Source organism: Almyronema sp. (assembly GCF_052168255.1).
In the GTDB taxonomy this organism is placed as follows: Bacteria; Cyanobacteriota; Cyanobacteriia; order Phormidesmidales; family Phormidesmidaceae; genus Sphaerothrix; species Sphaerothrix epifaneia.
On record NZ_JBQLZL010000111.1, the window covers coordinates 1 to 15,239 of the forward strand.

9 protein-coding genes are annotated in these 15,239 nt (G+C 50.6%); 5 read left to right on the forward strand and 4 right to left on the reverse strand.

The genetic code is table 11. The features are described from left to right. Nucleotides 1–144: 144 nt before the first annotated feature. Nucleotides 145–390, forward strand: a complete 246-nt coding sequence (locus tag ACTS3T_RS22615; protein WP_462935793.1) for a hypothetical protein — start codon at nucleotides 145–147, stop codon at nucleotides 388–390. 49 nt (nucleotides 391–439) lie between these two features. On the opposite strand, the gene ACTS3T_RS22620 is transcribed toward ACTS3T_RS22615, so the two are convergent. Together ACTS3T_RS22620 and ACTS3T_RS22625 are read right to left on the reverse strand one after the other, a co-directional pair. Next, nucleotides 440–1,339: an S-layer homology domain-containing protein gene (locus ACTS3T_RS22620; protein WP_377962940.1), complete on the reverse strand. Its 900-nt coding sequence runs from the start codon at nucleotides 1,337–1,339 to the stop codon at nucleotides 440–442. Between the two features lie 42 nt (nucleotides 1,340–1,381). Next, nucleotides 1,382–2,305 (reverse strand): PRC and DUF2382 domain-containing protein, encoded by a 924-nt coding sequence (locus ACTS3T_RS22625; protein WP_377962938.1) that lies wholly within the window; start codon nucleotides 2,303–2,305, stop codon nucleotides 1,382–1,384. A 273-nt stretch (nucleotides 2,306–2,578) separates the two neighbouring features. Here ACTS3T_RS22625 and ACTS3T_RS22630 point away from each other — a divergent pair, with 273 nt between their 5' ends. Continuing rightward, nucleotides 2,579–3,205: a hypothetical protein gene (locus tag ACTS3T_RS22630; protein ID WP_377962936.1), complete on the forward strand. Its 627-nt coding sequence runs from the start codon at nucleotides 2,579–2,581 to the stop codon at nucleotides 3,203–3,205. Nucleotides 3,206–3,265: 60 nt separating this feature from the next. Here ACTS3T_RS22630 and ACTS3T_RS22635 read toward each other — a convergent pair whose 3' ends face one another. Beyond that, on the reverse strand, nucleotides 3,266–8,665 hold the full coding sequence (locus ACTS3T_RS22635) for a trifunctional serine/threonine-protein kinase/ATP-binding protein/sensor histidine kinase (RefSeq protein ID WP_377962934.1): 5,400 nt from the start codon (nucleotides 8,663–8,665) through the stop codon (nucleotides 3,266–3,268). Between the two features lie 449 nt (nucleotides 8,666–9,114). Continuing rightward, nucleotides 9,115–11,211 (reverse strand): glycoside hydrolase family 10 protein, encoded by a 2,097-nt coding sequence (locus ACTS3T_RS22640; protein ID WP_462935794.1) that lies wholly within the window; start codon nucleotides 11,209–11,211, stop codon nucleotides 9,115–9,117. Between the two features lie 440 nt (nucleotides 11,212–11,651). Here ACTS3T_RS22640 and trxB point away from each other — a divergent pair, with 440 nt between their 5' ends. From trxB to ACTS3T_RS22655, 3 genes are all read left to right on the forward strand, one after another. Next, nucleotides 11,652–13,031 carry a thioredoxin-disulfide reductase gene (gene trxB, locus ACTS3T_RS22645; RefSeq protein ID WP_377962930.1) on the forward strand — a complete coding sequence of 460 codons (1,380 nt, stop codon included), beginning with the start codon at nucleotides 11,652–11,654 and terminating at the stop codon, nucleotides 13,029–13,031. Nucleotides 13,032–13,156: 125 nt separating this feature from the next. Further along, nucleotides 13,157–14,083, forward strand: coding sequence for a DUF1206 domain-containing protein (locus ACTS3T_RS22650; protein WP_377962928.1), 927 nt, complete (start codon nucleotides 13,157–13,159; stop codon nucleotides 14,081–14,083). Between the two features lie 213 nt (nucleotides 14,084–14,296). Further along, complete coding sequence (locus ACTS3T_RS22655) at nucleotides 14,297–15,115, forward strand: hypothetical protein (RefSeq protein WP_377962926.1); 819 nt, start codon at nucleotides 14,297–14,299, stop codon at nucleotides 15,113–15,115. Nucleotides 15,116–15,239: the final 124 nt, after the last annotated feature.

Consider the following 15,239-nt stretch of genomic DNA (forward strand, 5'->3'; position numbering starts at 1 on the left):
GGTGGCTAAGTTTTTGGGTTCTGGGATACGGGAAGGCAGAAACCAGAAAGCAAAGAGCAGAAGGGGTTCAAAGCGTTTTCGGCTTTAGCACTTTGGTTTTTGGCTTCCCGCCCAGACTCAAACCCAAAAAGGAGAACACAACCCATGTTTCAAGAGACTAACAGCGGCGATCGCTCAATTCCTGCGATCGCCCTTCCTGACAGCACCCCCTCTGGCAGTGGTGAAACGGTGCGGCTAATGATGTTTGGTTCTTTGCCCTGCGTGCGGCAAGAGATCCACCATCTGCACCTGAAAGACTATGCCGAACCTAACGACTGGAGCCGCCCGCTCTCTACCGGACGGCCTAACGAAGTGATGGTGATTCTCACCAAACGTTGTCGGCTCGGTTAAAGCCCCCAACTGCCAGGGTTTGGCTTTGCACAAGGTCAAACCCTCAGCGCTAGGGTGTTTCTGTAGGTGCAAGGATATATTGAGAAATTTCAGCCGTTTGGGGCAAAGGCTCTAACTTGTTTTGGTAGACCAAAGCCTGATGAATCAGCGCTGCTGCCCCACCTCGGCTGATAGGCTGATTTGGGTTTAGCAACGTAGGATCAGGATAGTTGACGATCAGCCCATTCTGCGTTGCTAAGGCCACCTCATCCTGCGCCTCTGCTGGAATTTGGTCAGCATCAGCATAATATTGGCTCAAATCTATATCTGCCGCTGCACTCGTACTGCTAGCCGCCACCGCAGGCGTAGCTGCTGTAACAGGTGGCGCAAACAAGTGCATCATCGCCGTTGAAGCCAGCGGAAAAGCCAGTCGATTAGGCGATCGCCGCCGTTGTCTTACCGGCTGCACCGTCTCAGTTGCAGCCGGAACCGCAACGACAGGGGCTTCTTGCAGCGATAGCCCTTCTACCAGCGCCACAATAGCATTAGCGCGGGTTATTTCAGTTTGCGGTTCAAATTCGTTGGGGACAGGGGCATCCATAAATCCCATTTCATAAGCTTCTTCAATCGCTGTGCTGGCCCAATAATTTTCAGGCACATCTTCAAAGGTACTCCCCTGCGGTAAAGACCGGGTAAGCGCCGTTTCAAAGGCTTGGCGAATGACGGCTGCATACTCATCGCGGTCAATGGGCTGCTGTGGCCTAAACGTTCCATCTGGGTAACCCGTGAGGATGTCAGCTTGGCTAAGCTGTTGAATAAAAGGTTGTGCCCAGTAATCTGCAGCGACGTCTGGATAGACAGTTTGCGCTTCAGCAGATAGCCAACATAAGCCCGGAACGGTGGCGATCGCCGCCAAAGCACCTATTAGAGTCGTTGTTTTTCTAATACTCCAGTCTTGCTCAATATTCACGATGTTGTTTCTCGTAGTACAGCTTCGTTTGATCGGTCTTCTCTATTCAGATGACGAGTTAGGTGACGAGCGACGCTCAATCACCTGTGGATGGCCGCTCTGTTTCACGTCTAGCGCTTCACGATGCAAGGTTTCACGGGTTGTGACCTTATCCGTCTTCACTTCTTTGCGAACATTGACCTGCTGATGCACAACCGTTTCTTTGTGGATGTCGGCGGCTTCTTCGTAGACGGCCATTTCTGGAATTGCCGTGTCTTCAAAAGGGGCGTCGGTGGTAGCTACGCGATCACGATCGTCAACCGAATTCACTTCAATCACCACTTTCTCTTTCTGCACAGGCACCGTAGCCTCTGCTGGCTCAGTTGCAATCCGCTTAGCGATCGTCACTTCTCCGGCTTTGTGGCGGCTTTTGTGCGTTACCAACCGTTCCTCATACAACCGTAGGCGGTGGTGAGTCTCGTTCATGGCGTATAGATCAGGTGCTGGCTCATAAACTTCAGCTTTAGCACCCGCCGATGGGTTGAGAGGTGGCGTTGCCAAATAACCTTTTACACCTGCTTGCTCTACGGCAACGGTTTCTTCTACGGCGGCGGATTGTTCAACGTTAGACATGCAATAGACTGTCCGCACCCGTTCTTCGTAGCCGTCGTCAACCACTTGCTGATCGTCATACTCAGGCAAATTTTCTACCTGTTGTGGGGTCAAGTCAGTTGCATAAAGGCGATCGCGCTCTGGATCGTCCAAACAACGACCTATTGGCAGCAAAACTTTTTTCCCCCCTCCCCCGAAACCTGTATCAACGACCAAATAGCGAATTCGCCCCACTTCGTCGATCAAAATATCGTGGACGCTACCCATTTTTTGGTTCCCGGCTGAAGCATAAACCGGAGTGCCTTTAAGCTCATTGCCATCAAAGAAACGATTTTGATAATTCGGGTAGCGATCGCCAATTTTGAAAAGTGCCATGACTCAGAAAGTTAGGGGTTTTGGTCATGGTAAATAGACCCGCTACTAACTTCATCACTCAAGCGGGATAAGCCTATAGACACATAGCTACACCATGAAGAATAGTTAAGCTAGCGGATTGCAACTAAAGAGCTTACGCCAAAGGGTAGAGTTGCGTTTTGGCACAAACTCATAGAGTTAAGAAACAGAAAAACATAAGAAGGCAGCTATTTAACCCCTTGCTAAGTACCTGTCTGTAGTAGTTAGTAAAACTGACTCAAAGGAACTAAAAAAATGGCATATGCAGAAGGCCCCGATTCTCCTTATTACAAAAACCCCGCTCCCCCTATTGTCAATCCGGTTGTGGAGTATCACGATCGGGTTCGTTGGGGGCCTATTTTTGCCGGCATTGTCGTCTCTATTGCGGCTCAGTTGGTGTTGAGCGCTTTGGGCACCTCAATTGGTTTGAGCGCTGGTGCAGGCGGTACTTCGGCTCGTTCAGTGGGCATTGGCGTGGGTATTTGGGCCATCATTAGCCTGCTGATTGCTCTATTTTTAGGCAGTTGGATGATGGCTAGCACCTGCGGCCCCATGAACAAAAAGACGGCCATGCTCAATGGCACTATTTTGTGGGCAACTACGCTAGCCGTTAGCGCTTGGCTACTGGCCAGTGGCGTTTCTGGCACGTTTGGAGTTGTCGCCTCTAATGCGGGGGCAATTGTTGACCAACTGCAAGAACCCGGTGGCGTTTCCATTCCCGATCCGAGTGCGGCTCCTAATGTAAATGCGCAAGAGGCTCAGCAGTACGCTGCTAACGCTGCTAAAGCTGGCTGGTCTTTTCTCTTTGGCGCTTTACTGGGCTGGGTAGCCGCTTTAATTGGCGCAACCGTTGGAGCCCGCAAACCCCGCGTCATCAGCTAAAGACCGATATTTTTAAGCTGCTCAAAGCCCAACAAACAAACCAAATTAGCCCGGTCGCTTTTAGGTGTTTGAGGGTGTTGATGAGTGAATCGGCAAAGTCAAAACAAATTCAGTGCCCTGGTTAGGGACAGACTGAACGGCGATTGCGCCATTGTGTTTTTCAGTCATAATTTGATGTGCAATGGCTAACCCTAAGCCCGTCCCTTTACCAGCGGCTTTGGTGGTGTAAAGGTAATCAAAAATTTGGTGTTTGACGGTGTCGGTCATGCCGATGCCGTTGTCACGAATAGACACCGATATTTGCGACCCTACCACCTGAGTTGTGATTGTAATTTGGTTAGGCTGTGCTTCAATTTCTGCGTACGTCTTGGTTTGATTGCTTTCGTCTAGGGCATCGATCGCATTGGCCAAAATATTCATAAATACTTGACTGAGCTGTCCTGGGTAGCAAGGGACATCCGGTAAATGGCCATAATTTTTTACGATTGCGATCGCTGGCCGATGTTCATTTGCTTTAAGCCGATGCTTCAAAATTAGCAGCGTACTTTCTATCAGTTCGTGTAGACTAAATCCTACTTTTTGGCCTTGCTCAGCGCGTGAAAAAACGCGCAGACTGGTGCTGATGTGGCGAATGCGATCGCAGCCTTTGGTAATTGATTCCAGCATTTTAGGCAAGTCATCTAGCAGGTAGGCTAAATCGATTTGGTCGGCATGTCGCGCCAGCGCTTCGGGTGGGGCGGCTTGCTGATACAGGGCGAGATGGGCTGTCAGGTCTGTCCAGCTTTGCTTGAGTTCTACCAGGTTGCCGCTGATAAAGCCGACGGGATTGTTAATTTCGTGGGCAATGCCTGCCACTAAATTGCCTAAGGCTGACATTTTCTCGCTTTGAACCAGTTGCAGTTGTGTCTGCTGCAAGTCTTGTAAGGCTTGCTGGGTCTGGCTGTAAAGCTGCGCGTTTTCTAGAGAAATAGCCGCCTGTGTGCAGAGAAAGTTCAAAATCAAAATGCGATCGCGGGTAAATACACCGCTAACCGATTGGTGGGTTAAATGCACAATGCCTACCAAATGCCCTTGATTGAGCAGCGGCAAACAGAGCAAGCTCTGGGGTTGTTGCTGGCAAAGCGTTTCGTCGAGGACGGGCAGATCGGTTTCAAGCGCGTCAATGACTACAACTTCTTGAGTATTTTTGACGTATTGAATCAGCTTCAGCGGTAGCGGTTCGCTGTCGGCAAGCGGGTCTGAACAAAGCTCGGTAACATCCGGGGTAGCGATCGCTTTGAGCCGCCATGTGTCGTCGTGGGGTAAAACCAACAGGCAGCGATCGCCACCAGAGTTTTGCAAAATGATTTGGCTAAGCTGGCCTAATAGCTCATCGAGGTGAATGGTGCTGGAAAGGGCTTGAGAGGCCTTTAAAATCGAAGCAAAATCGAGCGCCGTATTAATGTGGTTGCTAGAAGAACGACTGCTTTTGGCCGCCGAACCCGAAAGGCTAGGGGCTGCGATCGTCGCTAGCGGCTCCAGCGAACCGGGCGCTGACGGCTGCAACACAGGTTGCAGCAGGTGTGGATAACGCTTTTCTAAGTCATCGGTTTTGGCCCTAGCGCCCCACAGCGCATAGCCGTAATAAGCTTCTTGCATATAGCCTGCGGCTACTTTCTCTTTGCCCCCTGCCTGGTAAAACTTAGCGGCTAGTTCGTTAGCCAGCGCTTCTTCAGGCAAATATTCATTGGCTTTGGCTCCCGCGATCGCCTGGTCATACAGATCCATTGCCCTCACTCTGTCACCCAAAACCCGACATTTTTCGGCTTCTACTAAATCAAACTTATGCTGGTGGTTCATGGGGGCGGGTTGCGCCCATTGTTGGTATAAGTGGGTTTGATTTTGCTCAACTATTGCCAAAGCTGAGGCGATCGCGGCTGAATCGGGCGTTAAACTCGCCAAAATGATCAAAGACTCATAGAAATAAAACGCAGGTTCCCCCACCTTGCCCGCACCCGTTGCGGCATAGCGTTTAACTTCAGTCGCATAGTTTTTAGCCGCCGCAATATCTTCAAACAAGTAGCTAAGCATCACCTTATACAGGTAGAAGCAATACAGCCCATAGTTGTTGTGCGTAGCCACCAATCGCGGCAAAAACTCGGCCTCTTGAATAATCTCTCCCGTTAGCAGGCTGGGTTGCTCTGAGGTACCGCGCAAATTTGCAATGGCCTGCCAGTAAATGCGGCAATAGTCGGCAGTCGTTAGCTGATTGATCTGCATCAATCCGTTGCAGTAAGTCTGCGTTTCTAGCTCTAAAGCATCTAGCGGCTGACCACACCAAAACGAATTAAAACAAAATCCATGGGCGTTGTGACCAGCCATATCATGGTTGCCCACTTCCAAAGCAGCCGCATAGCCTTCTTGCAACAAAGACCGCGTTTCTTTAATAGGGGCTTTGCGGTGCCAGATAAACAACCCAATGGGCACAAACACCTGGGGCTTCACGGCTCTGGCGTCTAAATGAGAAACAATTTGCAGGGCTAGCTGGCCAAACTTCACCCCGGTATCAATGTCTTTTAAGAGATTGCAAGCAATAACGCTGTAATTGGCATAGGCATAGCCGGAAACCAAGGTGTGCCCATGCTGGATAGACAGCTTGACCGCCAACGCCACCAACACAGGATACAAAGGAGAACCTGAAAGAAAGGCGGCAGGTAGAATGCTGCTGGCAATCTGGACGATCGCTATTTTGTGCGGATCTGTCATCCTGGGCAAGTCGATCAGGTCTGCAATTTGCCGATCGCCAATCAGGGCGTTAATTTCGGCAATGAGCTGCTGAATATCGGCTGGCGTAGGCTTTTCGGGCAGCGTTATCCCCAGCGCTTGTAGAAGTTTCTGGGCGATCGCAATGGCTTCAGTTAGCTGGTGGCGGGCAATATGAGCCTGAATGCGAATGCGATAAACTTCAACCGGGTCAAGCAAGGATTGAGCCTGAGCAATGACCGTTGCTACTAGCTGTTCCATCGCTTCAAAGTCACCACAGAGCGAGGCAACTTCAGCCGCTAGCGCGTGAAACTTCAAGCTAAGGGCATACTGCTGCTGCCAGACCTTATCTCCTAGCAAAGCTAGGCCAATACTGGCATACTCGCGGGCGGCTTGATAGGCCGTTGCGCTTTTAGCTTTGCGACAGGCCAAAAAATTTAGCTGGGCTAACTCGTTGCGCTCTGACTGCTGGGTTAGCAGTGTCGTGCCGTAGTTTAGCTGATTAACCAGTTCAAAAATGCGCTCCTCTCTGGCGGTGGGGGCGATCTGTTGCAGCAGCAGTTGGCCGATGTGGTAGTGAGTTGTTTGCTTTTGTGCCGCCGGAATCAGCCTGTAAGCCGCTTGCTGCACCCGGTCATGCAAAAATTTGTAAGGTACCGACACCTCAGTTTGAGCAGTTTCGGCCTCGTTAGCTTGAAAGAATTTGTAGGTTTCGGCTATGGGTAAAATCAAGCCTGCCTGCAAGGCTTGCCACAGCGCCGCCGCCGTTTCGGTTTGAGATTGTTCTGAAATGACTGCTAGCGTGCCGAGGTCAAAGCGGGCACCTATACAGGCGGCTAATTTGAGGACGCTTTGGGTTTGAGGCGGTAGTTTTTGCAGTTGAGTCGCCATGAACTCAACTACATCGTCTGTAATCGCAAGCGATCGCACCTGGGCAATATCACACTGCCACGCTCCCAAGTCATAGTCAAAGCTAATATAGCCGTCTTGGTGCAAGCCTTTGAGAAACTGCGTTGTAAAAAAGGGATTGCCCTGCGTTTTTTGATGAACCAATTCCGTCAGAGGCTGAGCGACCGCTGGCGGGCAGCTTAGCGTATCGGCCACTAACTGATTGACCCGATCAAGCGGTAGAGGCGGCAACGTGAGGGTGTTAACCGTGATGCCTGCGCTGGTTAGCTCGTCTAGCATCAGCATAAACGGATGCGCGGGTGAAACTTCGTTGTCTCGGTAAGCCCCTAGCAACAACAAATGCCCTCGGCTCTGCATGAGCAGCTTGATAAACTGTAGCGAAGCCAGATCAGCCCACTGTAGATCATCTAAAAAAATCACCAGCGGGTATTCGGCAACGGTAAAAATAGCAATAAATTTTTGAAACAGCAAATTAAAGCGATTTTGAGCCGCAGTCCCAGACAGTTCTGGAACGGGGGGTTGTGGGCCGATGATGCGTGCTAGCTCTGGAATCACCTCAATCAAAATTTGACCATTGTCTCCCACCACTTGCAAAATCTGAGTTCGCCACTGGGCAAGGCGAGCGTCAGATTCAGCCAACAGTTGCCCCATAAGCTGCCGCAGCGCTTGAACAAAAGCAGACAACGGCAAGTTGCGATTGAACTGATCAAACTTACCCTTGATGAAATATCCCTGCTGCCGGGTGATGGGTTTGTGAATTTCATGGACGACGGAGGTTTTACCAATGCCAGAAAAGCCAGCAACTAGCATCAGTTCAGTGGTGCCTGCTGCTACCCGCTCAAAAGCCGCTAGCAAAGCGTTGACTTCGGCTTCACGCCCGTAGAGCTTTTCGGGAATCAAAAAGCGATCGCTGGCATCTCGCTGCCCTAAGGGAAAATCAGCCACAGTGCCAGTTGCTTGCCATTGATGGCTGCACTTTTCTAAGTCATGCTTGAGTCCCAAAGCATTTTGATAGCGATCTTCGGCATTTTTTGCCATCAGCTTGAGCACGATGGCAGAAACCACTGGTGGAATTTGGGGATTAATTTGATGCGGCGGAACAGGCGTTTGCGCTATGTGACAATGCACCAGTTCTAAGGGATCTTCAGACTGAAAGGGCAATTGCCCCGTTAGCAGTTCGTAGAGCGTGACCCCTAAGCTGTAAAAATCAGCCCGATAGTCAATGCCGCGATTCATCCGTCCGGTTTGCTCCGGTGCCAGGTAAGCCAGGGTTCCTTCCAAAATGTTGGGGTTTTGCAGGGTTTGGGTTTCTTTAGGCAATAACGAAGCAATGCTGAAATCGGTTAGCTTGACTTGTTTGCTTTCAGGCTGAATCAGAATGTTGGCGGTATTGATGTCTTTGTGAACCACGCGATGGTGACCTAGCTCATCAATAACAGTTGCGATTTGCAAAGCGATCGCCAGCGTTTCGGCTAAAGGCAGCGATCGCGACTGCGCATACTGCCGCAAAGAAATGCCACCAAAATCTTCCATTACCAGCGCGTAGCTGTTGCCATAAGGCTCTAGGCTGTAAGGGCGAATGACACCCTCAATCTTGAGGTTTTTAGCAATGATGTATTGATTACGAAATTGCAGCAGAGTGTTAAAGCTAGGATAATCCTGAGCCAGCAGCTTAATCACCACCAAGCGAGACGCTTGATCGGCTGTCTCTGCCTGCACCGCTCGATAAACTAATGTCTTTGCCCCGGTGTAAAGACATTCCACCAAGGAATAGCCAGGAAGCCTAAGGGATAAATCTACTGCCGCCATTTCTATCATTTATCCTAAAAAGGATAATCTTTATTCCGCCAGCGCTGATGTTCTTTAGCAGTATGCCCGTCAAGGCTATTGAGTAAAAGGCTCAACTCAGCCAAGCGGCGTCAGCCCCGTGGCTAGAGCAAGCCTCAGGCTAATTTGGGCGTTGCTGATTCAAAGTATGAATCGAACGTTGAATCTTTTGAAAGTTCAACCAAAAATCCGAAGAATTATACCGCTATTCAGCAATACCCTAATTTGAACCGATAGCTAAAGGCCGCAGTCACAGGTCAGAGGTCAGCAAGAAAGATTTTCTAGCAACGGACTTTCAACCGGGTAAGCGCCTCAAACTGGGCGGCTACGGCTATACCCTCTGGCATTCAACTGGGGGCAAACCTGGAGTCCTTGCCAGCTAAAATGACGCAAATTCATCATTTTTCGGGTCTGACAAAAGCGGGATACTTTTAGAGTCGTTGTTCACCATAGGCCAACAACCGTTCGATCGCGGTAAGACGGTTAGACCAGGTTTGCAGCCGATAGCGGTTACTGGTGGTGTTGAGTTCAATATCTTCGCTGTAGAGGCTGGTTTTTAGCTGGTTGAGCCGCGATCGCGCTTGCGCTAGTTTACGAGCAGACGGATCGGCGGCTAAGTCGTCTAACGCTCGTCCCAGCAAGTTGACCTCAGCCGCCCATTGAGCTAGCCGTACTTCGCTAATCCAAAGTTGCTGGTTAGTTAAAAGAAGATTCCATTCTTGCTGGAGTGATTGGTAACGAGCGGCAGCAGCAGCGAATGGAGCCTGTTGAGGCAGGGGTTCCTGCGTCGTTGCAGGGCCTTGAATACGGTTAAGGGCGGCTTCAAAATTGCCGTCAAGATTAGCGGTGGCAAAGAGAGCATACCCCCCTGCAGGTAGATCGCGTAGCGCCTGGATTTGATCTAGGGCGGCGGCTTCCGGTAGGTTGAGCAGACGAATCCCCGGAATGATTAGGGTTGAACCAAAGGTATTATCTACCAACCAAGGTTGGGTTAGCTGCTCTAAGCGATTGGTATCTAGGGCGTAGCTCATCAGTACGACCCAGTCTATGGTGCCTTCGGTAGCCCAGGTACCCCAGTCTTGCTGAATTTTTTGGAGACGCTCGTGCTCAGGTTTGGCAAACACGGCGGTTGAAAGAATGACATCCGGACGCTGGCGTCGCACCAGTTGAGAAACGTCTTCTACAAATGAGCTAACTTGTTCAATCCGAAATTCTGTCCAGCGGTTCCAGAGATGCCGCTGGCGGGTACGCTCAGCTTCGGTGGCGCTGGCATCATCTCGCGGCGAAAGGGTAAGTGGATCAACACCTGTCAATCGCTGAAATTGCTGACGAGCCGCTAGACCGTAGCCATAGGTGCGATCGGCGCTAGGATCTTGAAACGGATAGCGAATATAGTCTAGCTGCAACCCGTCTACATCGTAGCGAGTGATAATTTCTTCCACCAGCCGCAGCAAATATCGGCGCACTTCTGGGTTGGCTGGGTCTAAAAACGGCTTGGTTTGGCCGCTGGGGATGAGGTTGCCGCGATTGTCATAGCCAGCCCAGGTGGGGTGACGGCTAATCAGAGGGCCGGGATAATCGGCAGGCTGGTTGAGAAGCTGATTGTGGAGCTGATTGCCAGCAGCGAACGTCCAAATCCAGGCGTGTAGTTCAATATTGCGCTCATGGGCTAGCTCAACGGCAGCTTCTAAGGGATCCCAATGGCGGCTGAGGGGGTTTTGCTCAGGGGCAATGCGGCTAGGGTAAATCGGATAACCCGCATTGACTGTTTCAAAAAAGACGGTGTTGATGCCTGCTGCGGCCATGCGATCGAAAAGAACGGCTAACCCTTGCCGAGAGCCAGCGCGAACAATTGAACCGCGATCGAGCCACATAGCCCGAATCTCAGGTTGGGCAAAGCGATTTTCGGTGGGGAAGTTTGACCACAGGGCACGACGGGCGGCTAGCCAGCGATCGCGGGCAGTGGCATATTCTTTTTGCTCGATCAGCTGAGGCCAATCTTGAATGAGTTGTCTGGCTTCTGTCAAAGCTGGGTGAGACGTAGCTACAGGCAAGGCTGCTAGCTCAATATCTGTTGTTCCTGTAGTGAGTAACGGCGATAAAGTTGTGGGGTCAATGCTGACGGGCTGTTGGGTCGCGGCTGCCGCAAAAAGGGCGCTTTCAAAACGCCCAACTAAACTATTCAGTTCTTGCAGCATAGCCAAAGACAAAAAGGCATTGATTGGCTGATTGCCTGGTTGAATCAAAAGTCCTGGTGGCTCGGCCTGATCGGCTGGATCTTCAGTCTGAGCTTGTAGCCGTTGCAGCAGTTGCGCGTTTTGGGCTAGCTGGTTGCTGCTTGGCGAAAAGGGGGGAGAGTTGGGCAGATCAGGGGCGATCGCCCCTGATGTCGCTGGCTGAGAGGGTACGTTCTCTAAAGACTGTAAAGACTGAGCCGCCTGACTAAGCCCAATACCGCAGCCGCCAAGGCCGTAAAGGGCACCTAAAAGAGCAATCGTCAGTCGTGAAGTCGGAGAAACGCTAGACATACGCAAAAAAAGGGTAAACAGCCAACAAAAAACAGATAGCTCACTGCATAAGTTCGCTTAGATAAGGATGGAATAGGCAACGCCTCCGCTCACAAATCTCTACAGAACTCACTCAACCATCTGTTTGAAAACTTTCAACTTGGTGACTCGGACAAATATCGCCTTTGTTAGATATACAGCAACTCCCTAGCTTTTCCCTAAGAAAATTCCGCTGATCCACAGCAGCTTATTGAGCGCATTTTTTCGCAAAAAAACAGCCAAAACCGCTCAAAACTGGATGGCGTACAGCTTCGCTGTATTTTACCTTAGCCTGTTGCGGAGTCAAGGTTTACACAACCTTTAAGCCCGGTTTTGAGTCCGGTAGCAGCCGCTAAGACGGTAGCTTATCGCAAATCTATAGGATATACTAGGCGTAGTCGTTACGAGTTCACTGAAAACCGATGGCAAATTTAACGGTGGAAAACGTAGTCATTATTGGCTCTGGGCCAGCCGGCTATACCGCAGCAATCTACGCCGCGCGGGCAAACCTGAAACCGTTTATGTTTGAGGGTTATCAGGCAGGCGGCTTGCCCGGTGGACAGTTGATGACCACGACGGAGGTGGAAAATTTCCCTGGCTTTCCCGATGGCATTACCGGGCCGCAACTGATGGATCAAATGAAGGCGCAAGCTTTGCGCTGGGGCACCGAAATGGTGACGGAAGATGTTGTGGCAGTTGATTTTAGCCAGCGCCCTTTTGTTATCCGTTCAGAAGAACGGGAAGTAAGGGCACACAGCGTTGTCATTGCTACGGGAGCAACGGCTAAGCGCCTGGGGCTACCTTGTGAACATCAGTTTTGGAGTCGGGGCATTTCAGCTTGTGCAATTTGCGATGGAGCGACGCCGATCTTTCGCGGTGAGGAGCTAGCGGTAGTTGGCGGTGGTGATTCGGCGGCTGAAGAGGCAGTGTATTTAACCAAATACGGTTCTCGGGTTCACCTGCTGGTGCGCCGAGGGGAAATGCGGGCTAGCAAAGCCATGCAGGATCGGGTGCTGAAAAATCCTAAAATCACGGTGCATTGGCATACTGAAGCGGTTGATGTTTTTGGCGCAGGCGATCGCTTAGACGGTTTGCGCGTGCGAGATTTGCAGACCGGAGAAGCGCGAGAACTCCCTGTTAAAGGACTGTTTTATGCGATTGGTCACACCCCGAATACTGACTTGTTTAAAGGGCAGCTTGACCTCGATGACATTGGCTATATCCGAGTTCAACCGGGTTCGGTTGAAACCAATATTGAAGGGGTTTTTGCCGCTGGAGACGTACAAGATCATGAGTTTCGCCAAGCGATTACGGCTGCGGGCACTGGCTGTATGGCGGCTATGCTAGCTGAACGCTGGCTTTCTGTTAATCACCTGATCACCGAATACCATCAAACGCCCGCTTCCGAAAAGTCGGAAACGGAAGGCCGTAAGGCAGAGTACCAGCAGGCGGCTGAGTTTAACGCTGGCACGACGCGCCATATCGGTGGCTATGCGCTGCGCAAACTTTACCATGAAAGCGATCGCCCGATTGTGGTCAAATATGCTTCACCCACTTGCGGCCCCTGCCATACGCTTAAGCCTATTCTCAGTAAAGTGGTCGATGAATTTGAGGGCAAAATTCATTACGTTGAAATTGACATTACTGAAGACCCGGATATCGCCGAATCTGCTGGCGTCACCGGAACCCCAACGGTGCAACTGTTCAAAGACAAAGCTTTGGTTAACGAACTGCGAGGCATGAAGCAAAAAAGCCAGTATCGCGAGGCGATTCAGCAAACCTTGACGGCAGTAGCGGTTTAAGCGATCGCCTTGCTTTGGCCTAAAGCGTCAAAGTGAGCGGTAGAATATCACGTTTCTATTGCGACCTCCACGGCAGTAAGTTTAGTGATTTATGATGCTTCTACCCCTTTCTGTATGCAGTAGTTATGCCCCCCTGGCGCGTTTGGCTAAGAAAAATTGACTTTTGGCGGTGGCTTTCTTGGCTGCGGTGGGCATTTAGTCTGATTCAACGACTCGTTGACGTGATTTATCGTCAATCCTGGCTGCGATCCTGGATTCGTCTAGGCTATGCCGCCAAGGGAAGCGTTTACTTTGTGATTGGGTTAATTGCCGTTAGGGCTTTGCTACTGCCTGGTCGCTCAGTCAGCGGTACAGATGGTGCTTTGGTAGAAATTTTAGTCCAGCCTTTTGGGCGGGTGTTTCTTGGCATTCTCTGTATTGCCCTGCTGGGCTACGTTATATGGCGGTTTATTCAAACGCTGCTTGACCCCGAACACGACAAAACCCTGAGCTTGCAGCGAATTGTCCAGCGTTTGGGTTATTTTACAAGCGGCGCAAGCTACGCAGGCGTTGCTTATTCGGCGTTTGAGCTGGCTACAGGCACGAATGAGGTGCAAGAAGGCGACGATGCGATTGAAGACTTAGTCACGACGCTGTTTGAAATTCCTTTTGGCGAGTGGCTGATTGTGCTGGGGGCTTTAGTTGTTATCGGGATCGGTCTGTCTTACGTTTACGGGGCTATTAACGGCTCCTATCTCAGCGAATTTCATGATTCTGCCGATCGGGCGATCGCCACTTGGGTCAAGCGCATTGGCAAAGTTGGCATTGCCGCTAGAGGAACAGCCTTTTTGCTGATTGGCTTGTTTATTGCAAACGCCGCTTTTTATCACGACGAGGATGCGGCTGGCGGATTGAGCAATGCCTTACAGAATTTGCGATCGCAGCCTTTTGGTTTTGGCGGTTTGGGGCTGATTGCGCTGGGGTTTATCGCCTACGGGGTTTATATGTATTTTGCGGCTAGGTATCGTCAATTTTTTGAATCTCCCCCGTCTCCCCCTCAAAACCAGCCATAGGTCGCTAGCGGTAAGTCTAGCTAGCAAGACTATATCCTTCGGCCTATCTCGGCTGAAAAACATATGTAGTCTGCGATACTTCTGTGGGTAGAACCTCCGCTCAGACCCATCATTGGATAGAGCAGAAATCCCATTACCTTTCTTAGAGTGGGCAGTGCAAGCAGTCATACCGCTAGTTAATGAGCCTGCTTGTGACGTGAGAAGAGGTTTGATATGAAACTACAACAAAATTGGTTAAACCAAAGCGGTGTAAAGCTAACGGGAGCGGTGGCGCTTTCAGCGATGGCACTGGTGCTGCCAGCTTGCAGCAATGAAACTTCCAACAGCGAAATCGTAAATCCAGAAGAGAATGTCACCACCGAAGAAGTGACAGGCAACGTTGATGGCTATATTGGCCAAACTGTTTCAGTTCGAGGTGAAGTCGAAGAAACAGTAGACGAGACTTCTTTTTTGCTTGACGAAGATAACCTGTTTGGTGGTGAAGATATTTTAGTTATTAACGCTTCAGGTGAACCCTTCGTCTTTTCCGATGAGTATGACGATGTCCAGGTCACGGGCGAAGTCCAAGAATTTGTCTTAGCTGACTTTGAAACGGCCTATGGCTTGACGCTGGATCCTAACCTCTACGGAACCTACGAAAATCAGCCTGCTATCGTCGCCCAATCTATTGCGCTTTCTCCAGATCCGGGTGAACTGGCCGATGACCCAGAAGGGTTTTATGGTCAACGTTTAGCCGTTGAAGGGGAAGTTGAAGAAATTTGGGCTGACGGTACTTTTCGACTGGATGAAGAACAGTTCTTTGGCGGTCAAGGTTTGCTCGTCATCAACCAGAGTGATATGGCTGGTGATATGGCGAACGTGCAACAGGGCGAAGACGTAGCGGTTACAGGGACGCTGCGGCCATTTGTGGCGGCTGATTTTGAACGCGACTACGATCTCACTTGGGATCTAGAGGTGCGCGAACAGCTTGAGGCCGAGTACGAAAACCGACCCGTCTTTGTAGCTGAAGAAGTTTATCCCTCCGCTCAATAGGGACAGCTACAGGTAAACTAAACCTTCCTGATTTTGACAGAGATGCGATCGCGTCTCTGTTTTTCTTTAGCTGAGTTTCTACCCGCTCACCCGACTCTGCCATAATGATCGGACAGCTTGGATG